Here is a 21323-nt window from a genome sequence, read left to right as displayed (position 1 = left end):
GTACTTATCAACGTATTTCAAATTTGTCCGAGGAGGTCGTATGCAATACGACCCTACAGGGATATTAAAGATGCGGAAATTCAAGTGTGAATTTTGTGCCTTTGCCTACTTCTGAACTAACAGCAATCTCACCATCATGCAGCTTTACAATCTTTTGAGTAAGCGATAGTCCTATGCCATGCCCTTCGCTATATTTCTTATTACTTCCTCTATAAAAAGGCGTGAAAATATGTATGAGTTCTTCCTCTGCAATACCAATACCTTCGTCTACAAAGTGTAGCACCACATTTTCATTTTGCACGGAAATAGACACTACACTTTTTTTATTTTCCGAGAACTTACAAGCATTTTCAAAAAGGTTTGCAAAAGCTACTTTCAATAAGTATTCGTTGCCATTGATAGAAATCTCGTCGTCATTTTCTACTTCATTTTCATACAAAATGTCAATCAGATAACTAGGATTTTTTCGCTGTACTTGTTGGCGTGCATCCAATAAAATTTCGTCTAAGCGAATTTCTTTAAATGAAATTTCTGAAGGGTCATAACTCGCTTTGGCAAAGTCTAATAAACTGGTTGAAAGCCTCGCTAATTTCTGAGCATCCGTCAAGACATTCTCTATAACAAGTTGATAATCAGCAATGCTTCTTTCTTTATGAGTCGAAAGTTCTAATTCGGTAATCATCGAGGCCAGAGGCGTTCGGAGCTCGTGTGAAATATTAGATACAAATTGTTTCTGAGCATCAAATGATTTTTCCAGCCGGTCGAGCATTTCATTAAAAGTGCTAGAGAGCTCTGCCAGTTCATCTTTGCCTATGCTATTGTTCAGCCGTAAATCTAGATTAGAGGCTGTAATGCTTTTTACTTTATAGACAATTTCGGTAACGGGAGATAACGCTTTTTTAGAGAAAAAACGCCCTGTGGCATAAATGAAGATGATAGAACAGATAAAAATAATGAGGATGGTATTTCGAAGATTCTGCAACTTTTTATAACCAAACTGGTCGTAAGCTGCTGCCATAATAATGTAATCCTTTTGGTCTACATGAAAAAGTAGCCCGATTACCTGCCATTCCTTTTGATAAAAACGCACTTCGTTTTTCTTACGAATTTCATCTATCATTTGTTCGGTTTCTTTCACAAAGTCAATATCCAACGCATCATGGTAGCGTAGTTGGAAAGTAGTATCATAAATCGCTACTTCTACTTCATTAATGGTTTCGCGGTTGTTTTTATAGATTTTTTGTAATGTTGCGGTATCTACTTTGGCAGTAAAGAAAAGATTAGCCTTTGTAATACCTTCTTTTTTGAGGCGATTATAAAACTCAGTTTCTCGGTTTTGATAAGCAGCATAATATACTAAAGCCGCAAAAAGCAATAGGATTGCCGCTGTGAGCAACGTAAAAAGTAAACTAAGCCTTTCTCTGATTTTCATTCTTCCTTAAAGATAAAGCCCATTCCAGATTTTGTATGAATAAGCTTGGGTTCAAAGTCTTTGTCAATCTTTTTGCGTAAATAGTTAATATATACATCGATAAAATTAGTACCTGTATCAAAATGTGTATCCCAAACTTTCTCGGCAATTTCAGTTCTGCTCAAAATCCTTTCTGCATTTCGCATCATATATTCTAGCAGTTTAAATTCTTTGGGCGTAAGGGTAATATCTATTCCCGAACGACTGACGGTTTTGGTCTGATTGTTCAGTTCCAAATTAGTATACTTTAAGATAAAACCCTGATGACCTGTTTTACTACTTTGGCGTTTGGTCAAAGCCCTGATACGGACATGAAGTTCTCGGAAGTCAAAAGGTTTTACCAGATAATCGTCTGCTCCAGCATCAAAGCCCTCTACTTTATCATCAGTCGTTCCCAAAGCCGTCAGCATAATAATTAACGTGTTGGGTTTGGCTGCACGAATATCTTTACAAAGCTCAAGGCCATTAAGTTTGGGGAGAATAATATCAGTAATGATTAAATCATAGTCGTTTTGTAAAGCCAGTTTTTTACCCATCATACCGTCATAAGCAAGCGTTACGGTATAATCGTTTTCTTCTAATCCTCGTTTTACCAAAGAGGCTATTCGTTCGTCGTCTTCAATAATGAGAATATTCATGCCTTATTATTTACTGAATTATTTATGTTGGGAATAATACAAATTTAGATGAATTATTGAATGGGAATCTTATTAGAAGCCTAATCTGCTAAAAATACAAATTTCCTTGGTGGTTTAAATCTTTTTTCAATCTCATGACTAATAAATTACCGTTTACTCATTTATGCATTTTTCAAACAACAAAATTGAAATTCTTTCGTAGAAAATGAAGCAAATTGCTTTTTATGGAACAAAAATCTTGAGAAGCTTTGTTACCTTTGAGCCTCCCAATTTACAAATGTTCTTTTTAAGAATATTAAATTGGCTTGAAGCAATCAACAAGATATCTCAACTGCTTGTTCTCTGGTTTTTTCAATATGAAAATTGGGGAAAATAATAACATTAACAATGCGATTTTCAAAAACAATTATCCTCATTTCTATTCTATTTGTATTCAATAGTTTAGCACAAAAAAATAAGACGGTTGCTTCAAACGATGTATTCCCGACTCCTCCAGATTCAGACATTCGTTTGTTTTATATTCAGCGAAGTTCTAATGCCAACACGGTAGTATATGATGCTAACTTGATGGCTGATAAAAAATTGAATCCTAAAAGTCCTGTACATACTTATTGGATAAAATATGCAGAAGGCGGACATAAACAAGAGTTGACATCTATTCAGCGTACGCTTGCTTATGGTTTACATACTAAGGAAGTAGCCACAGAAAAGGAAAGCTATGACGGACATTTTTTGGCTTATCGAAAAAGGAAGTTTGTGGTAAAAATCACGCCCGAAGGAGAACCTGTAGCGTTATTTCCAATTAATGGTAAAATGCAAATTCTTAAAAAAGTATTTGTTAAAGTAGATGAAAGTGGCATGATGCCTTCTGTGGTTTATATCGAACTTTGGGGTAAAGACGTAGCTACAGGCAAAGAAATATACGAGAAATTTAAGCCATAACTTTTTGAGTGATGAATGTTGAGTTTTGAATGAGGAGTAATATTGTAAAATTCACTCACCACTCTGCACTCACAACTCATCACTCAAAAAACTCACAACTAAACACTTAATATGATCCAATATCAATACAAGCCCGAAAATTTTCGTCTTTCTGATTCAAACAAACACCAATTAAAGGATTTGAAGTCGGAAGAGATGATTTTGTCGCTTGGTCCTCAGCACCCATCTACACACGGGGTTTTGAGGATGGAAGTGGTTTCTGATGGCGAGCTTGTCGTAGATGTTGTGCCACATTTGGGTTATTTGCATCGTTGCTTTGAAAAACACGCAGAGTCGTTACCATTCAATCAAATCATTCCTTATGTAGATAGAATGGACTATCTGGCTGCCATGAATTCAGAACACGCCTATGTAATGGGCGTAGAAAAACTCTTGGATTTAGAAGGTAAACTCCCTAAACGCATCGAATATATTCGTGTATTGGTAGCCGAACTCAATCGACTAGCCTCACACTTTGTAGCTGTGGGTACTTATGGATTAGATATCGGGGCATACACGGCTTTTTTATGGGTAATGCGCGACCGCGAGCATATTCAACGATTGTTAGAATGGATAACAGGGGCAAGGATGCTCTATAATTATATTTGGGTAGGAGGGTTGTTTTATGATTTGCCAGTAGGCTTTGAAGAACGTTGTTTAGAGTTTGTCAATTACCTAAAACCTAAAATGGTTGAGCTAAGGGAATTGATTATCGAAAACAAAATCTTTATTCAACGAACAGCCAATGTAGGCGTATTACCAATGGCTTTGGCCATCAATTATGGATGTACAGGACCTGTATTAAGAGGGTCGGGGCTGAAAGTAGATTTGCGTAAAGTAGATGGCTATTCGGTATATCCAGAACTTGATTTTGATATTCCTGTAGGCAAAGGAGAAATGGGAACTGTAGGTGACTGTTGGGATAGGAACTATGTAAGAGTTTTGGAATGTGATGAGTCTATCAAGATTATTGAACAATGTTTGATTCAACTTACTAATGATCATAAACGCACTACTGAGTTTAATCCACAAGCCTTAGTACCTAAAAAGATTCGTCCGCAAGCGATGGATTTATATACTCGTGCCGAAAATCCAAAGGGTGAATTAGGCTTCTTTTTTCGTACTGACGGACGTTCGGATATTCCTGTTCGCTTGAAAGCAAGAGCTTGTTCGTTGCATAACTTATCTATCATTCCAGAAATCAGCCGTGGAGCAATGCTTGCAGACTTAGTAGCTATCATTGGTTCAATGGATTTAGTAATGGGCGAAGTAGATAGATAAAAACGAAGTAGTAAAATATGTGATGTAAGGTTTAAAGACGTTAATCTCCTCTTTGTAGTTTGTGTAAAACAACTACGAAGAGGAGATTTTTTGTTTACAATATACCGTATAATAAAAAAATGAAAATGTTTTATTGATGAATTTTGGGTTTTTACAAAGAAAATTTAATATTGAGTGAAATTTGAATGAAGTGTTTGACATAATATGAAGGATGTGTCCTCTATTTGCTGTGGAGCCTCAAATCACTAGAAAAATCTATACTGAAAATTAAGGCTAGCATCAAATAGCCTAATCTATAAACAATTTTTTAAAACCGTAAACACTAAGAATATGAAAATGACTCTTACCAAAATTCTCTTTTTCTGCTCAACCATTTTGGCATTAGCAATGCCTAGTAAAGCAGATGTAGCTCTTTTCGAAAAATCAGAAAAAGCGATTGCCAAAACTAACTTTTTGCGAGTAACTGAAGCAATTATTAGTCATGCTAATATTACCAAATCTGCTACTGCTGTTACAATTGATGATGATACAAACAACTCTTCAAAGAAGGCAAAAAGAAATTATATAGGCATTTCTCGTGTAAAAGCACGAAAATCAAATGCTATTGATAATAAGCAGCTTAAACTGAATGATAATTATCTGGAAGCCCAAAAAAGTTCTGATACTGTCAATTGGGTTGCACAGCGAACAGCATTTTGGAATAATTGGATTGATAAATGTTTTCCAGCAAAGAATTGGAGTAATACAACATTTCAAACAATTGGTCGTAATTATAATGATTTTAAACAAACTAATCCTATATTGGATAATGAAATGAAAGCAATGTACAATACCCTTGCTGATGCTAACAACTATTTGCCGGGTGTAATAAATTCAGGTGCTGAAAATTCTGATCCTGTAAAAGTAACAGTAGCAAAAAATGAAATCTTCTATAAGATTGTTTATAAGGGAGGTAACATAAATTCTCCGTCTCCGTATTATCTTTCGGAATCTGAATACAATTGGATAAAAGCAAATCCATCGCAATTGGAACAGAAATTAGGATTACCTTTAAGTAGTGTTAGTGCAGAATACGATGTGTTTACGATTAAATCCCTTGCTGATGATAATGTTATTTTTCAATCTATCATCGCTCCAACTAAACAATTTGCTAATGCTACCCCCAATACTGTTTATAATACCCCTGGAGGGAAAATACAGTCTTTAATCATCAATAATACTAAAAGTGACCGTTGGTTAAAATCTAGTACTCCGAAAGAGCAAATAAATCCAAAATGTTTACCTCAAATAGACAATTAATAATGGTTTCTGAAATAAGAAAAAGTATAGAGAATTATAAAAAGCTTAATGATGTCCATCATTATAAAATAATGCTTGGTGCGGCAGACATGTTTATTGAATCTTACCCTAATGGCGTAGAAACAGCGCAAGAATTAGACTTAGGAATAGATTTATTCAAAGAGTTAGTTAGTCTTACTTATATAACATCGCTGAGGGAGTATGAAAATGATACAGATTTATACAGAGAAATTCTCTACAAAAAACTAATTGTTTTTAAATTATGTATTCCTGCTAGTCATTCAAAGCTCAGAGGTTTAACAGAAATGTTAGTTGGAATGAAAGAAAATGAGTTAGGATAGCATTGCTATCTTGGGGAATCTCTTGCGGTTACGCTATTTTGTCTGAAAACAAAAAACGGTAACCGCAAGGGCTACCGCTACTAATCGTTTAATCTTCTTGGATTCAAATCACCTAAAATCTTAAAGTCCAACATCCTTTAGTCCCGATTAAGCTTCCATCAGATAAGCCTTAATAAACTCATTGATTTCGCCATTCAGAACAGCATCAGTATTAGATGTTTGATAATTCGTTCTATGGTCTTTTACACGGCGGTCGTCTAACACATAACTTCTGATTTGTGAACCCCACTCAATTTTCTTTTTACCTGCTTCTACTTCGGCACGGGCAGCATTACGTTTATCAATTTCTATTTGATAAAGCTTAGATTTCAAAAGTCTCAAGGCAACTTCTTTATTCATCAACTGCGAGCGTTCTTGTTGGCAAGCAATAATAATACCCGAAGGTCTGTGCGTTAAACGAACGGCTGTTTCCACCTTGTTTACGTTTTGTCCACCAGCACCACCCGAACGGAAAGTATCCCAATCAATGTCTGCTGGGTTTACTTCAATCTCGATAGAATCATCCGCTAAAGGATATACATAAACAGATGCAAATGATGTATGACGTCGGGCGTTGGAATCGAAAGGTGAAATTCTTACCAAACGGTGTACGCCATTTTCAGATTTTAAATTTCCGTAGGCAAACTCTCCATCAATTTCTAAGGTAACAGATTTTATGCCCGCTACATCACCATCATTATGGTCAGCTTCTTTTACTTTAAAACCATTCTTTTCTGCCCACATAATATACATACGCATCAGCATACTTGCCCAATCCTGCGACTCGGTTCCTCCTGCACCAGCGTTGATTTCGAGTACTGCCGACATGCTATCACCTTCTTCCGACATCATTTTGCGGAATTCTAGCTCAGCCAATTTTGCTTCTAGTTTTTCCCCTTCGGCATCTACTTCCGCTTCGGTAGCCTCACCCATTTCGTAGAATTCCCAGATAGTATCAAGGTCGCCTACGTAAGTATTTAGCTGGTCGAAACCCAATGTCCAGAACTTCAAACCCCGAATTTTTTGCATCGTCGATTCTGCTTTTTTAGAATCCGACCAAAAATCCGGGTCAAGCGTAATTACTTCTAACTCCTCAATTTGGAATTTCTTATTATCGTAGTCAAAGATACCCCCTCAAAGCCTCTACTTTGGCTTTCAGGTCATTGAACCTGTCTTTTGTCATGCGTTAAAATAAATTTGTTTTGTTAGTGTAAAGGCTAACTATTGCTCTGTAAACTATAGTCTTACCTAAAATAGATAGAACCTTTCATTTACAAAGATAGCTAGAAAACATGACTCATCCCGAATTCCTACTGTTTGAGCGAAGCGAGTTTAGGAATTCTTGATTTTCTTTTGTTACTTTTCTTGTATCAAGACAAGAAAAGTAAGGACTAGATTAACCTTTAAAACTCATTATTTGAAAGGAAATTTAAGATAATTCATGTTTAAAAATAGTGTATCTATAAGTAAGGATTCTTCGGAAACTCATAATATAAATAACCCTCATTTTTTAACTTAGCAATTGTTTCCTGTGTAGGTAATGTTTTGAAAATAACGGCACTTAATACCTGATAAGGCAAAATGCCCAGTTTACACAAGAAATTATCTCGACGAAGTTTAGATTGAATTTTACTGAAAGCATTTGAGTTATTATTGGCAATTTCTGTATCAAGTCCTGCTTTCCAATAGGAATTATTGATACCCTTAAAAGCAATGGCTGGTAAGTTCATGCCCATCGCTATTTTTTCCATTTCTCTGTCAGACAGTTTGAAAACATAATTACCTACTTCTTCAAAAGAATAACGATTTTTCCAATACTTCTGTAAAATGGTAGGGTCGAAACGGTCGAGGATATTTTTAACAGCCAGCATCAAAGGCATTTTTGTTAAGGGGTCTTGAGGCTCCGTTAAAATGATGGCTTTTTTCGCCACCCTAATCATTTCGTAAACACCCAAATAAGCCCTTGGAAAGTGGTGATAAGCTTCTTTGCAAAAGACATAATCAAATGAATTGTCTTCAAAAGTTAATTTTTCAACATTTTCAACCGAAAAATTATCAATCAGGTGGAGGTCTTTTACTAAGGGGAGAAAAGCGCCACCAATATCCGTTGCCATTACAGTACAGCCTTTACGCTTAAAATAATTAGCATCAAAACCGTAGCCGTCGCCAACGGTAAGCCAGCTTTCGCCTGCATTAATTAAAGGGTTGGCTAATTCAAATAATCTTTCGTGGAGCCAATAATCAATGGTATTGTTTTCTATACTTTTTTGCCATTTACGAATCGTATTCAAACGCTTTTCTTGATCGGGATACTGTTTGGCAAACCAAGATTCATGAGATAAATAACTTGTTTCTTCAAAAGTTTTTTTTGAAATATTTTCCATTGCTCTAAATAGGGAATCAAAAAATAGTGTTTTTCGTTAGACTAATGTACAGCAAAAATCTTAGGATAGCGTATTTTTTTGTCAACAAAACTTAAAGGTATATGTATTAAGGTACGATAGTTAGGGGAAAAACTTATTAATAAGCCCCTTTCAATTCCACGCTTATCCTTATCTTTGTAGCATAAAATTTGAAATTACCCTTAAAAAAATAAAAATTAAATGGCACAAGTTTATGATTTAATCGTGATTGGCTCAGGTCCTGGTGGATATGTAGCGGCAATCCGTGCTTCGCAATTGGGTTTGAAGTGTGCGATAGTGGAGCGTGAGTCTTTAGGTGGTATCTGTCTGAACTGGGGTTGTATTCCTACGAAGGCATTACTAAAATCTGCACAAGTATTTGAATACATCAAACACGCTGCTGATTACGGAATCACGGTTTCTGAATCCCACGCTGATTTTGGAGCAGTCATTAAGCGTTCTCGTGGTGTTGCCGATTCCATGTCAAAAGGTGTTCAATTCTTAATGAAAAAGAACAAGATTGATGTGATTATGGGTACTGGAAAAGCCTTAAAAAACAAAAAAGTTGAAGTAACTGCTGCAGATGGAAAAGTAACAGTGTATGATGCTAAAAACATCATGATTGCTACGGGCGGAAGAGCAAGAGCTTTACCAAATATTCCAATTGATGGCGTAAAAGTAATTGAATACCGCAAGGCGATGTCATTAGAAAATCAACCAAAAACAATGGTTGTTATTGGTTCTGGAGCTATCGGCGTTGAATTTGCTTATGTATATGCAGCAATGGGTACGAAAGTAACGATTGTTGAATTTTTACCAAACGTTGTTCCTGTTGAAGACGAAGACGTTTCGAAAGAATTAGCAAAACAATATAAAAAATTAGGGATTGATATTTATACAAACTCTTCTGTAGAAACAGTAGATACTACTGGTGAAGGATGTAAGGTTTCTGTAAAAACACCCAACGGCAATATTTCAATTGATTGTGATATCGTATTGTCAGCAGCAGGTGTAATTGCTAACCTTGAAAACATTGGTTTAGAAGAGGTTGGTATTATTACTGATAAAGGTAAAATTTTAGTAAACCAATGGTACGAAACTAACATCCCAGGTTATTTTGCTATTGGTGATGTTACACCTGGACCAGCTTTAGCACACGTTGCTTCAGCAGAGGGTATCATTTGTGTTGAGAAAATAGCAGGTCATAAAGTAGAAGCTTTAGATTACTCAAACATTCCGGGTTGTACATATTGTACACCAGAGATTGCTTCGGTAGGTTTAACCGAAAAGAAAGCTAAAGAAGCTGGTTACGAAATAAAAGTTGGTAAATTTCCATTCGTGGCATCTGGTAAAGCAACAGCAGCTGGAGCAAGAGACGGTTTTGTGAAAATAATTTTTGATGCAAAATACGGTGAATTATTGGGTGCTCACATGATTGGCTATAACGTTACTGAATTAATCGCTGAAGTAGTGGTAGCGCGTAAATTAGAAACGACTGCTCACGAAATCATGACTGCGATTCATCCACACCCAACTATTTCTGAAGCTGTAAAAGGTGCAGCGGAAGCAGCGTATGGTGTTGCAGTAGATTTGTAATAAAATAAGTATAAATCAGATAGGCAAAATCCCTTTTCCTTAGGAGAAGGGATTTTTTTGTACCATGAGTTTTCAAGTCGTTAAAACAATCATACACGAGTTGAAAACTCGTGATACAAATCATATCTTGCATCTTTAAGTCCTCCAGTCTGAAATAAAACCCAAGAAACCATGAAAACTCTTTCTATCTTCTTTTCTCTTTGTTGTTTCTGGTTCAATGCCTATGCGGGCAAAAGTAAATACAATACTGATGTGCTGATTGTAGGCGGAGGAACCAGTGGCGTAATGGCAGGGATTCAGGCAGCGAGAATGGGTGTGAAGACGATTATTGTAGAAGAAAGCGTATGGATTGGTGGAATGCTTACCTCCGCAGGAGTTAGTGCTATTGACGGGAACCATAATTTGCCATCTGGCCTTTGGAACGAATTCAGAGCAAAACTTGAAAAACACTATGGCAGTAAACAGGCGTTAGCTTCTGGATGGGTAAGTCAGGTCATGTATGAGCCTTCTGTTGGCGAGAAAATTTTGCGAGAGATGTGTGCCAAAGAAAAAAATCTTTCTGTGATTTCGTCCGTCAAATTATTAAGCATTCAGAAAAAATCAGCGCATTGGCAATTAACGTTTTCAGATGATATTTTAATCACTGCTAAAATTTTAATAGATGCTACAGAATTAGGAGACGTTGCTGCAAAAGTAGGGGTGAAATACGATGTAGGGATGGATGCCCAAGCTACCTATCAAGAAAGAATTGCACCAGAAAAAGCTAATCATATCGTTCAAGATTTGACCTATGTAGCTATTCTGAAAGATTACCACAAAGATATAACGATTAGTAAGCCTAGTTCATACAACAAAGATGAGTTTATCTGTGCTTGTGAAAAACTCTGTCCGGATAAACAAATGAAGCGTTTGTGGGATTGTCAGCAGATGAAAACCTATGGACAATTGCAAAATGATAAATACATGATTAATTGGCCCATTAATGGGAATGATTTTTATGTAAACATGGTGGAGATGAATGATGTGCAAAGGGAAGAAGCGATTCAGAAAGCGAAAGACCATACCCTAAACTTTGTGTATTTTATGCAAAAAGAATTAGGATGGAATACGTTAGGTTTGGCGGATGAATTTCCGACTGCTGATAAATTACCACTGATTCCCTATCATCGTGAAAGTCGTAGGATTCATGGGTTGGCAACAGCCAATATGAATCATTTAGAAAAACCTTTTGAGCAATCTGAACCGTTGTATCGGACAGGTATTGCTGTGGGCGATTATCCTATCGACCAACATCATGGTAAGAACAAGGATGCACCAGATTTGTATTTTGTGCCTGTACCTTCTTTTAATATTCCTTTAGGAAGCCTGATTCCCGATAATGTAGAGGATTTGATTGTAGCTGAAAAATCTATTTCAGTTTCCAATTTGGTGAGTGGTGCTAGTCGATTGCAACCCGTTGTCATGGGTATCGGACAAGCAGCAGGCACTTTAGCGGCTATTGCCATACAAGAAAAACGCCATCCGAAAGAGGTTTCTATTAGAAAAGTACAAGATAATTTATTGAAAGCAAAGGCTTATTTAATGCCTTATTTGGATGTAAAGCCCGACCATCCTAACTTTGAAGCCATTCAGCGAATAGGAGCAACGGGTATTTTGAAAGGAGAAGGTAAAAACTATAAATGGTCGAATCAGACATGGTTTTATCCTGATTCAGTAATGACGAACGGAGCGGTTATTGCCTCCTTAAAAAGCTTCTTTCCGAATTTGAATATGCAAGCTAACGAACAAGTGTTGTTAGAAAAATTAGTGGCGGATGATGCCTTTGAGATACTGACAAAAATCCAACCAGTACCTGCGGATTATCTTGCTAATATCATGAAAGACTATCCAGATAAAAATCAGCCCATTACCAGAGCAAAACTAGCAGATTTGATTGATAAGTTAATTGACCCTTTTCATCGGAAGGAAGTGGATTTTAAAGGAAACTTTATTGAGTTTTGAATATGGAGTTTCGAGTGAGGAGTTTTGAAGGTTATTTGTGGAAGGTCTTCAAATGGTAGATGCTTTCAGACATATCATCAAGAAACTTTAATCTTTAAGAAATCGTTAATTAATCTTAGTATAGATGATAAATTAGAAGAAAGTGATTCATAATAAAACTGTAATTTTCCAGAATCTGGGATTAATAGATTACCAAACTGCATGGGATTATCAAGAGAAACTCCATGCTGAAATAGTGGGTGTAAAACTTAATAACAAACATTTAGCGCTTGATAGTCAGGTGCTGACGCCAAACTATTTGCTTTTTTGTGAACATCCTCATGTTTATACCTTGGGAAAAAGTGGCAAGCCAGAACATCTGTTATTAGATGAAGCGGGTCTTGAAAACTATGAGGCTAAATATTATAAAATCAATAGGGGAGGAGATATTACTTATCATGGCAAAGGGCAATTGGTAGGATACCCGATTTTTGATTTGGAAAACTTCTTTACTGATATTCATAAGTATATGCGTTTTTTAGAAGAGGGCGTGATTCGTACTTGTGCAGATTTTGGGATTGATGCAGGAAGGATTCAAGGATTAACAGGTGTTTGGATTGATTATGTCGAACAGAAAAATCCAAGAAAAATCTGTGCGATGGGCGTGAAAGCTAGTCGCTGGGTAACAATGCATGGTTTTGCCTTGAATGTAAATACTGATTTGAATTATTTTAAACACATCGTGCCCTGTGGCATCGAAGACAAAGCCGTAACTTCTATTGAACAAGAACTTGGAAAGCCTCAAGACTTTCAGGAAGTTTCAAATAGAATGGCGAAGCATTTACAGGATATTTTTGAAATAGAGGCTTTAAGCGATAGGCAGTAAGCTTTCGGATGTGCTTGCCTAAAATAATAACCTTACTTAAAAGACTATTAATCATACAATGCTGAAAGCTGAATACCGAAAGCTGATGGCACACAACTTTATTAGATTTAATGAAAAAAGATATAGAATTTCCTAATGTTGAAGGTGTAAAAGTAGCGATTGCTAGAAAGATAAATGACCTAAATGAAGTTGAATGGGACGTATATTTAATTAACCGTTTGTCGGTAGACCTAGCGAATGTTTTTGTTAATTCTCGTGGATATGGTCATAATCCTGATGGTACAGAAATAAAGACGTCACAATTACGCCACTTTTATAAGGATGTTCCAGCCAAAGGAATTATTAAAGTTGAAATAATCACACCTGATGTTTTTCATTTGAATAATGAATACTGGGTAAGTTATTTTATTGGTAATCAGTTGTTTGATAAAAAATTTGTTTTTGTGCCTGAGTCTATTCGCGAAGAAAATTTGATTCGGATTAAACAATTGGAGTTAGAGGGAATCTTGCATGAGTAATTTTTTGGGGGAGACTTTAGGACTTGAAGACTTTAAGACTGAAGGATTTACTCAAGACTTTAGGACTAGAGGACTTTAGGATTGAAGGCTTTGATTTTGGATGCTAGACAACAGACTTAAGACTTTAGGATTTATTACAACAAAAACATTTAGGAAAAGGATTAAAGAGCGAATTTTAAAATATTAATCAATTACAAATACAAAGCTGATAGCTTAAAGCTCATCACTCACAGCTACCCTACAATTATGGATTTTCAAAAATTTGCTAAAAGTCTTTTGTTTATTGACATAGAAACCGTTTCTGGAGAAAGTAATTTCAATTTGCTTTCTGAAAGGATGAAAACGCTATGGTTGCATAAAGCTAGTTATTTGACGAACCCAAACGAGTTGAATGATGAAGCGTTTTACTTTGACCGTGCTGGAATTTATGCTGAGTTTGGTAAGATTGTATCTATTGGCTTAGGCTTTTTTCATTGGAATGACGAACAAGAGATTTGCCTAAAAGTAAAGTCTATCAGTAGTGATAATGAAGCGGAGGTTTTGAGTCAATTTAAGAGTTTAATTGAAAAAAAATATAAATCAAACCTAGCTTTTTGTGCGCATAACGGAAAGGAATTCGACTACCCATATTTGTGCAGAAGAATGTTGGTAAATAGTATAGAGATTCCTAAAGCGTTACAACTCTCAGGAAAAAAGCCTTGGGAAATACCACATTTTGATACCTTGGAAATGTGGAAATTTGGTGATAAAAAGCACTATATTTCGTTAGATTTATTGGCTTGTATTTTTGATATTCCAAGTAGTAAAAGTGAACTCAGTGGCGACAAAGTAAATCATACTTATCACCAAGAAAAAGATTTACCTAAAATAGCCTCTTATTGTCGTGAAGACATTATTGTACTGGCACAGGTCTTTCTGAAATATCAAAACATGGATTTTGTCAAGGAAGAAAATATCGAAAGAATTTAGTTTTTACTTCCTTGTATCTTCATATTTTTTCGGAGCATACAAAAAGCCAAAAGCTTCTGCGCCTTCTCGTTCATGTACTTTGTGGTGGATATAATGTGCTTTCATAATACGTTTCAAATAGGGGTGTTTTGCCACAAATTTAATTTTTATCCGACGATGCACAATGATGTCATGAAAGATAAAATAGAAAACTCCATATAGGGTTACCCCCATTCCTATCCAAAACAAGTACCATAATTCAGGTACAAAATTTCCCAAACCAATCGTGATAATTGAGACAGATGAGAACACGATAGCGAACAAATCGTTTTTTTCCAATACCTCATTATGATGTACATGATGAGAACGATGCCAACACCACATAAAACCATGCATGATATACTTATGTGTAAACCATGCTGTTCCTTCCATCAAGAGGAAAGTGCCGAATAATAAGACCAATCTGATAAGCATTATAATAAGGTTATAAGGTTAAAGTTGATATAAAAATATTACTTTAATTATTCTTTTAACCAAATGAATCTAGGTTTTGTTTATTTTTTACCCGCAGATATGGCAGATTACTACCACAGATTTACGCTGATATTATTTGTCTGCGTAAATCTGCGAAAAAATCAGCGCCCATCTGCGGGGTAAAAACAAACCCTCAAAATTATTCAAGTTCCATCGGAACTTCCATCAATAGTAATTCAACACCGTTTTCGGTTTTGAAATTTACCGCTGTAATATTTTCTAAGCCTAGACCGTCGCGTAATTCTAACAATTCTCCACTTGCGTTTACACTGCCATTTACAACCATAATAAACAAACCATTGCCTTCACGATTGATTTTGTAGGTAAATTCTTGGCCAGCCTCAAATTTTCCCATACTAAAATATGCATCTTGGTGAATACCCAAGGTATTAGGGATATTGGCTTCGATAGGGCTAACTAATAATTGAAAATCATTATGCTGTGCCGCCACATCGAATTTCATTTGACCATAACGAGGCGTAACGTTGCCTTTGTTCGGGAAAAGCCAAATCTGAAATAATTTTAGCGTTTCATCTTTCAAATGATTAAACTCTGAATGGTAAACGCCCGTACCAGCCGACATTACTTGTACTTCGCCCTTCGTGATAATGCCATGATTACCTTGATTGTCTCGATGTTCAACCACGCCTTCCAACGGAATCGTAATGATTTCCATGTTATCGTGTGGGTGCATACCGAAACCTTTTCCACCAGCAATCTGGTCATCATTCAAGACCCTCAACACACCAAAATGTACTCTTTTAGGGTCGTGATACCCCGCAAATGAAAATGTTAAGCGAGTTTTCAGCCAACCGTGGTCAGCCTGTCCACGAGTACCAGCTTTATATAATGTTTTTTTGACGGCTGTTCCTAGAGTCGTTTCCATTGTGTTATTATTTAACAATTAGTTTTGAGCTGTGAGCTTTTAGCCATGAGATTGTATTTAAAAAAAGACTCCAATCTACAACTTTCTCAGCTTTATCAACTCTTTAAGAGTTGACAAAGCTACCCCCTCCAAACTCCCAATTCCAAACTTATATTACGCTTGTTTCACTAATTGTACATTAGCGATTAATTTTACTTCTTCACTTACTAACGCACTACCTGCTTCAGTGATTGCGTTCCAAGCTAAACCGAAATCTTTACGGTTTATTTTTCCTTTTAATTCAAAACCAGCTTTTACATTTCCCCAAGGGTCCGTTGCTGTTCCGTTATATTCTACTGCTAAACTTACGGGTAAAGTAGTTCCTTTAATCGTTAAGTCACCCACTAATGTAAAATCATCACCATCTTTTGTGAATGAAGTTGATTTAAACGATAACGTTGGAAATTGTTCAGCATCAAAGAAATCAGCACTTTTCAAGTGACCATCACGTTGTTCGCTGTTGGTGTTGATTGAAGCCGTATTTGCTTCAAATGAAATTGATGCGCCATCAAAATCATCACCAGCTTCTACTGAACCACTGAATTCTTTGAAGTTACCTGTTACTGTAGTAATCACTAAATGTTTTACTTTAAACTGAATTTCTGAGTGCGAAGGGTCGATAGCCCAAGTTGAAGTTGCCATTGTTAAATATTGTTTTTTGATAATTAATGTTTATACATTTAATGTTATAACATTAAAATTAAAAATAGGTTCAAATCTTTTTCATTTTTCTGAAAAATTATTTTTTCGGGTAAATTAGGGAAGGGTACTTTGCAAATGAGACTAATGAAAAACAATTAATCAACTATTTGTTGCAAGGGTTTCGCAAAGCTATTTGAAATACATTCCGTAATTTTGTTTGTAAACAGATACCCAAAGTAGAATGAATCAACAACTCTTTGTTTTGAAATTTACCTTGAAGTGGCTTTTAGTAGCAATGATTGTTGGCTTGGCTATTGGTTCGGCTTCGGCTTTCTTTTTGGTAACGTTAGACTGGACGACCCACTATCGAGAAAACCATCCGTGGTTAATATGGCTTTTACCGCTAGGCGGATTAGCTGTGGGGGCTATCTATCATTATTTTGGGCAAGATGTAGCCAAAGGGAATAATCAGCTAATTGAAGAAATTCAGCATCCTGATAAAATCGTTCCTTTCAAAATGATGCCGCTGATTTATATTACTACCATCATTACACATTTTGTAGGTGGCTCGGCTGGAAGGGAAGGAACAGCAGTACAGATGGGTGGAGCGATTGCAGATACGCTGACAAAGCCACTCAAACTAAATGATGATGACCGCAAAATCCTGTTAATGATGGGGGTAAGTGCAGGTTTTGCCTCTGTTTTTGGAACGCCACTAGCAGGAACTATTTTTGCTTTGGAGGTTGCCTTTATTGGTAAAATACGATACGATGCGCTTTTGCCAAGTCTTTTTGCGGCATTATTGGCTGACTATACCTGTCAGGAATTATGGCATGTGGGGCATACACATTACCCTATTTTATCAGAACCTCATTTGGCAATTTTATCCATCTTATGGTCGATGTTAGCAGGAATTCTATTTGGCTTGGTCGGTATGCTCTTTGCTAAAAGTACACATTTTTGGAGCAATGTATTCAAAGCCAATATTTCATATCCTCCTTTAAGACCCGTAATTAGCGGAGTACTTTTGGCTTTGTGTTTCTGGCTGGTAGGTACTTCAAAATACAATGGCTTGGGCGTACCTATTATTGTAGCATCATTTACTGAAAAGTTACCTTTTTATGATTTTTTAGCCAAAATATTCTTTACTTCGTTAACATTAGGGTCGGGCTTTAAGGGTGGAGAAGTTACTCCTTTGTTTTATATCGGTGCCACGATGGGCAATGCGTTGACTAGTTTTATACCGCTTCCTCTGGCTTTACTGGCAGGCATGGGCTTTGTCGGAGTGTTTGCGGGGGCTTCTAATACGCCTATTGCTTGCACTTTAATGGGGATTGAATTGTTTGGGGCACAGTCTGCCATTTATTTAGCGATTGCTTGTATAATGGCCTATGTGTTTTCTGGTCATTCAGGCATTTATACTGCTCAGAAAATAGGGGTAAATAAATATAAAGTACCCAATGAAGAGTTTTTATAAACTTTCGAGCCCAAGTCCCATGAAAAAGATTTTAGTACTTTATGTGATGTTTATTATGAATTCAATATCAGCAAACTATGCTCAAAATTTAGGAGAAATGCTTCATGGATATCATGAGGTGTTTAAGGAACAAAGTATTACCAAGCGTAGGTTCGGTCATCAGACTTTGCTCGCCAACATTGAGCGACTAAAAGTCAATCCATTATTTGATGTTTCTAAAGCCACCCTCTCTAGTGAAGGAAGGGATATCTATTTGATAAAATGTGGTACAGGAAAAACGAAAGTATTGCTTTGGTCGCAGATGCATGGAGATGAAGCAACGGCTACGATGGCTTTGATGGATATTTTTAATTTCTTGGAAAACAGAACAAATTCGGGTGTCGATGACCAGCAATTAGATCAATTACGAACAGACTTATTGAAAGAATGCACTTTTTATTTCGTTCCGATGTTAAATCCTGACGGGGCAGAAGCTTGGAGTCGCTATACAGCATTGGGCATTGATATGAACCGTGATGCGTTGGCACTACAAACACCAGAAGGAGCGTTGTTGAAAAAACTAGTGTTTGACTTAAAGCCAGATTTTGCTTTTAATCTTCATGACAAAGGCAGGCGATATTCCGCAGGCAAAACGGGGAATTTGGCTACTATTTCGTTTTTGGCAACGGCCTATAACGAAGCCCAAGAAGTAAACGAAACCCGAAAGAAAGCGATGTTGGTTATCGTAGGAATGAATCATGCTTTACAGCCATTTATTCCGAATGCTATAGGGAAATGGCCTTCTGATTTCGAGCCTCGTGCTTTTGGTGATAATATTCAAAAATGGGGTTCTACCTTGATTTTGATAGAATCTGGAGGTTTTAAAAATGACCCTGAGAAACAGTATATTCGTCAACTGAATTTCGTTGCTATCCTTACTGGTTTGCAGATGATTGCAGATAAATCGTATGAAAAAGAAGATATTAGCGAATATGAAGCCATTCCTGTAAACGATAAAGTGATTTATGATTTAATCATCAGAAATGTTACTATCAAAAAAGGAAATACTACTTATCAAGCAGATATTGCGATTAATAGAAACGAAAGACCCGTAAAAGGAAGAGACTATTTTACGCAAAGCTCAGTAATTGAAGAAATTGGCGATATGTCAGTGTTTTTTGGAACAGACGAAATAGATGCTACAGGGTTAATATTTAGTGCCACCCAAGAAATAAGTTTAGGGCAAAAGGCTGAATTTGAATTAGTAAAAGACGGAAAAGTAATTTATAAAATAAATAACGGAGTAAAATTGTAGCTCGATGTTTCAATCGAGAAAATTATGGAGAATCCAGTAATGATTTTAGGTGCAGGTGGTTTAGGAGCTGTCGCCCTTGATATTTTCAAAACAAATAATGTTGTGGTCTATGCTTTTTTAGATGACAACAAGGAATTGCACAATACCGAAATAGACGATGTAATCGTGATGGGTAGTACTGACGATGAAGATTATACTAAACTTATCGGGAAAAGATGTGAAGTATTTATTGCTATCGACGAGTTGAAAGTGCGTCAGAATTTAGTGGAAATGCTTCATGACGATAAAAAGGTTCAGCCAGTAAATGCTATTCATGAACAAACAGCTATTGCATTAACAGCAACTATCGGACATGGCAACTTGATTTCTGCGGGAACTATTATCAATGCCCGTGCTGAAATCGGCAGTCATAATTTATTACACAGTCGTGTAATTGTTGACTATGATGCTAAAATTGGTAATTTCGTTCAAATCGGAGCAGGAAGCATCATTGGAGCAGGCGTTTCTATTGACGATAATGTATTTATCGGCTCAGGTGTAACGATTGTAGCAGGCGTAAAAATTGGTAAAGGAGCAAGAATTGGTGCAGGCTCGGTAGTAGTAGAAAGCATCAAGGCACGTGAAACGGTATTTGGCAATCCTGCTAAGAAGGTTTAGGGGTTATGAGCGTTCAAAGTTTATGAGTATACATTAACGTGAAAATTTATCACTAGGGAGGGACTTAAGTCCCTCCCTAGTGATAAATTTTTGATTATCAATTGATTGTGCACTTATTGGTGCTCAGTAGTACATAAGTCTAAGTACCGTATTATGGACATTTTTCTCTTTAAACTCCTAAACCCTATCAATTCTCTTCTTCATCCTCTGGTTTCTTCTTCGCTTTAGGAGCTTCGTAGATAATTTTTCCTTTGTTGTCTCGCTCTTGCAGCACTACTGCTTCGGAATTATCAAATTTATCTTTTGCGTATAAAGTCTCTTTTTTTAAACGCCCCATTGCTCCGAATTGATGGTATTCTCGCCAACGACCTACTTTTATACTATCATCAAATTTGCCTTCTTCTTTTAGCTGTCCACCTTCATAAAAAGAGCGATAATCGCCCGTTACTTTATTGAATCGTACAGGAATTACTTCTTTGATTTTTGTTTCAGCCTTATCGTAATAGCTAACCTTTGAATCTGCTAAAAAACCTCTTTTGTACTTTTCTTTCGATAACAGGATATAGTCTTGGTTATAAGTTTCCCAACGTCCATCTTTTACACCCACATAAAACGAGCCTTCTTCAACCAACTCATCATTTACATACTTTTTATAAGGGCCATGACAAACCTCTCCGTAGTTTTTATCTTTTCTAGGCACGTTCGTTACCCTTCTGAGTTTAGGGTCATACCACCAAATCTCCTTAGCATAAATGCTTGGTTCGGCTTCGTCAGGGTTTCGCAATACATGAATTTCCTCTACAGTCAATCTTACTCCAGACCCATATTCACCAATGCGTATTTCAAATTTTATGTCTTCGTATTCGTCTTTTGGCTTTTTCTTGGCTTTACTTTTCTTTTTAGATTTATGGATTTTCAAGCCTAAATCGGCCGTTAAAGCATCAACATCATTGCCTAATTTTTTAAATTCTTCTTTATTATCATCAATCGATTTCTTCGCATTTTTAACATTATCTAATATGTCCGACTGTATTAATCCACCCAATAGTCCACCTTTTTTCTTGGCCGAACTATCAGTTTTTGGTTTTGCTTTTGTTTTGAATTCATCAGTTTGAGCAAATGTTATCCTGAAAGCAAACGAAAATATAACTATTAAAAAGAAAACGATAGACTTCATTTTTATGGGTGAAAAAATAAGCATGGAATCAACAGAATTGTAAATCACACGGGGCATTATTCAATACCCTCATGCCATCAATATGAAATGGTTATCCTTATAAACGAAAATATGAATATATTTATTTTTATAGGTAAAGATAAGCATTTTCATGCTATCCTAAGAATAGCGCAATTATTCTTTCAGTAGCACGAGTTTTCAAGTCGTCATTATTTTTCACGACTTGAAAACTCGTGC

20 protein-coding genes are annotated in these 21323 nt (G+C 36.3%); 12 read left to right on the top strand and 8 right to left on the bottom strand.

The features are described from left to right. Positions 1 to 64: 64 nt before the first annotated feature. Together VB264_RS18990 and VB264_RS18985 are read right to left on the bottom strand one after the other, a co-directional pair. Positions 65 to 1432, bottom strand: a complete 1368-nt coding sequence (locus tag VB264_RS18990; protein WP_323251908.1) for a HAMP domain-containing sensor histidine kinase — start codon at positions 1430 to 1432, stop codon at positions 65 to 67. Then, a complete protein-coding gene (locus VB264_RS18985; protein ID WP_323251906.1) occupies positions 1429 to 2109 on the bottom strand; it encodes a response regulator transcription factor in 681 nt (226 codons plus the stop codon). The genes VB264_RS18990 and VB264_RS18985 overlap by 4 nt, the downstream gene beginning before the upstream one ends. 387 nt (positions 2110 to 2496) lie before the next feature. Here VB264_RS18985 and VB264_RS18980 point away from each other — a divergent pair, with 387 nt between their 5' ends. The 4 genes from VB264_RS18980 to VB264_RS18965 all read left to right on the top strand — a co-directional run bounded on the left by VB264_RS18980 (position 2497) and on the right by VB264_RS18965 (position 6011). Further along, positions 2497 to 3051 carry a DUF4833 domain-containing protein gene (locus VB264_RS18980; protein WP_323251904.1) on the top strand — a complete coding sequence of 185 codons (555 nt, stop codon included), beginning with the start codon at positions 2497 to 2499 and terminating at the stop codon, positions 3049 to 3051. A gap of 111 nt (positions 3052 to 3162) precedes the next feature. Beyond that, positions 3163 to 4371, top strand: a complete 1209-nt coding sequence (locus VB264_RS18975; protein ID WP_323251902.1) for an NADH-quinone oxidoreductase subunit D — start codon at positions 3163 to 3165, stop codon at positions 4369 to 4371. Positions 4372 to 4701: 330 nt separating this feature from the next. After that, positions 4702 to 5670 carry a hypothetical protein gene (locus tag VB264_RS18970; RefSeq protein ID WP_323251900.1) on the top strand — a complete coding sequence of 323 codons (969 nt, stop codon included), beginning with the start codon at positions 4702 to 4704 and terminating at the stop codon, positions 5668 to 5670. Between the two features lie 2 nt (positions 5671 to 5672). After that, entirely contained in the window at positions 5673 to 6011 is a 339-nt protein-coding gene (locus VB264_RS18965) for a hypothetical protein (RefSeq protein WP_323251898.1), read from the top strand. Positions 6012 to 6158: 147 nt separating this feature from the next. On the opposite strand, the gene prfB is transcribed toward VB264_RS18965, so the two are convergent. Together prfB and VB264_RS18955 are read right to left on the bottom strand one after the other, a co-directional pair. Then, a protein-coding gene (gene prfB / locus VB264_RS18960) for a peptide chain release factor 2 (RefSeq protein ID WP_323251896.1) occupies positions 6159 to 7233 on the bottom strand; the annotation gives its coding sequence in 2 pieces (ribosomal slippage) (positions 6159 to 7172 and positions 7174 to 7233; 1074 coding nt in all). A 277-nt stretch (positions 7234 to 7510) separates the two neighbouring features. Continuing rightward, a complete protein-coding gene (locus tag VB264_RS18955; RefSeq protein WP_323251893.1) occupies positions 7511 to 8434 on the bottom strand; it encodes a class I SAM-dependent methyltransferase in 924 nt (307 codons plus the stop codon). A 219-nt stretch (positions 8435 to 8653) separates the two neighbouring features. Between VB264_RS18955 and lpdA the strand changes: the two genes are divergently transcribed. The 5 genes from lpdA (at position 8654) to VB264_RS18930 (ending at position 14401) form a co-directional block, all read left to right on the top strand. Continuing rightward, complete coding sequence (gene lpdA / locus VB264_RS18950; protein ID WP_323251891.1) at positions 8654 to 10048, top strand: dihydrolipoyl dehydrogenase; 1395 nt, start codon at positions 8654 to 8656, stop codon at positions 10046 to 10048. 171 nt (positions 10049 to 10219) lie between these two features. Then, complete coding sequence (locus VB264_RS18945) at positions 10220 to 12049, top strand: FAD-dependent oxidoreductase (RefSeq protein WP_323251889.1); 1830 nt, start codon at positions 10220 to 10222, stop codon at positions 12047 to 12049. A gap of 142 nt (positions 12050 to 12191) precedes the next feature. Beyond that, positions 12192 to 12914: a lipoyl(octanoyl) transferase LipB gene (gene lipB, locus VB264_RS18940; protein WP_323251887.1), complete on the top strand. Its 723-nt coding sequence runs from the start codon at positions 12192 to 12194 to the stop codon at positions 12912 to 12914. A gap of 110 nt (positions 12915 to 13024) precedes the next feature. Beyond that, positions 13025 to 13432, top strand: coding sequence for a hypothetical protein (locus VB264_RS18935; RefSeq protein ID WP_309924591.1), 408 nt, complete (start codon positions 13025 to 13027; stop codon positions 13430 to 13432). Positions 13433 to 13678: 246 nt separating this feature from the next. Then, positions 13679 to 14401, top strand: a complete 723-nt coding sequence (locus VB264_RS18930; protein WP_323251885.1) for a 3'-5' exonuclease — start codon at positions 13679 to 13681, stop codon at positions 14399 to 14401. Positions 14402 to 14404: 3 nt separating this feature from the next. Here VB264_RS18930 and VB264_RS18925 read toward each other — a convergent pair whose 3' ends face one another. The 3 genes from VB264_RS18925 to VB264_RS18915 form a co-directional block, all read right to left on the bottom strand. Further along, positions 14405 to 14854 (bottom strand): sterol desaturase family protein, encoded by a 450-nt coding sequence (locus VB264_RS18925; RefSeq protein ID WP_323251883.1) that lies wholly within the window; start codon positions 14852 to 14854, stop codon positions 14405 to 14407. Positions 14855 to 15053: 199 nt separating this feature from the next. After that, entirely contained in the window at positions 15054 to 15800 is a 747-nt protein-coding gene (locus VB264_RS18920; RefSeq protein WP_323251882.1) for a pirin family protein, read from the bottom strand. Positions 15801 to 15953: 153 nt separating this feature from the next. Next, complete coding sequence (locus tag VB264_RS18915) at positions 15954 to 16481, bottom strand: YceI family protein (RefSeq protein ID WP_309924587.1); 528 nt, start codon at positions 16479 to 16481, stop codon at positions 15954 to 15956. Between the two features lie 241 nt (positions 16482 to 16722). Here VB264_RS18915 and VB264_RS18910 point away from each other — a divergent pair, with 241 nt between their 5' ends. From VB264_RS18910 to VB264_RS18900, 3 genes are read left to right on the top strand one after another with little or no spacing between them, the layout of a single operon-like run. Continuing rightward, positions 16723 to 17958 (top strand): voltage-gated chloride channel family protein, encoded by a 1236-nt coding sequence (locus VB264_RS18910; RefSeq protein ID WP_323251880.1) that lies wholly within the window; start codon positions 16723 to 16725, stop codon positions 17956 to 17958. A gap of 19 nt (positions 17959 to 17977) precedes the next feature. Further along, entirely contained in the window at positions 17978 to 19252 is a 1275-nt protein-coding gene (locus VB264_RS18905; RefSeq protein ID WP_323251878.1) for a M14 family zinc carboxypeptidase, read from the top strand. Positions 19253 to 19276: 24 nt separating this feature from the next. After that, positions 19277 to 19909 carry a NeuD/PglB/VioB family sugar acetyltransferase gene (locus tag VB264_RS18900; RefSeq protein ID WP_323251876.1) on the top strand — a complete coding sequence of 211 codons (633 nt, stop codon included), beginning with the start codon at positions 19277 to 19279 and terminating at the stop codon, positions 19907 to 19909. Positions 19910 to 20096: 187 nt separating this feature from the next. On the opposite strand, the gene VB264_RS18895 is transcribed toward VB264_RS18900, so the two are convergent. Continuing rightward, entirely contained in the window at positions 20097 to 21086 is a 990-nt protein-coding gene (locus tag VB264_RS18895) for a toxin-antitoxin system YwqK family antitoxin (protein WP_323251874.1), read from the bottom strand. Between the last annotated feature and the right edge of the window lie 237 nt (positions 21087 to 21323).

The organism is Arcicella aquatica, from assembly GCF_034928825.1.
Taxonomy (GTDB): Bacteria; Bacteroidota; Bacteroidia; order Cytophagales; family Spirosomataceae; genus Arcicella; species Arcicella aquatica.
This window is presented reverse-complemented; position numbering and strand designations above follow the sequence as displayed.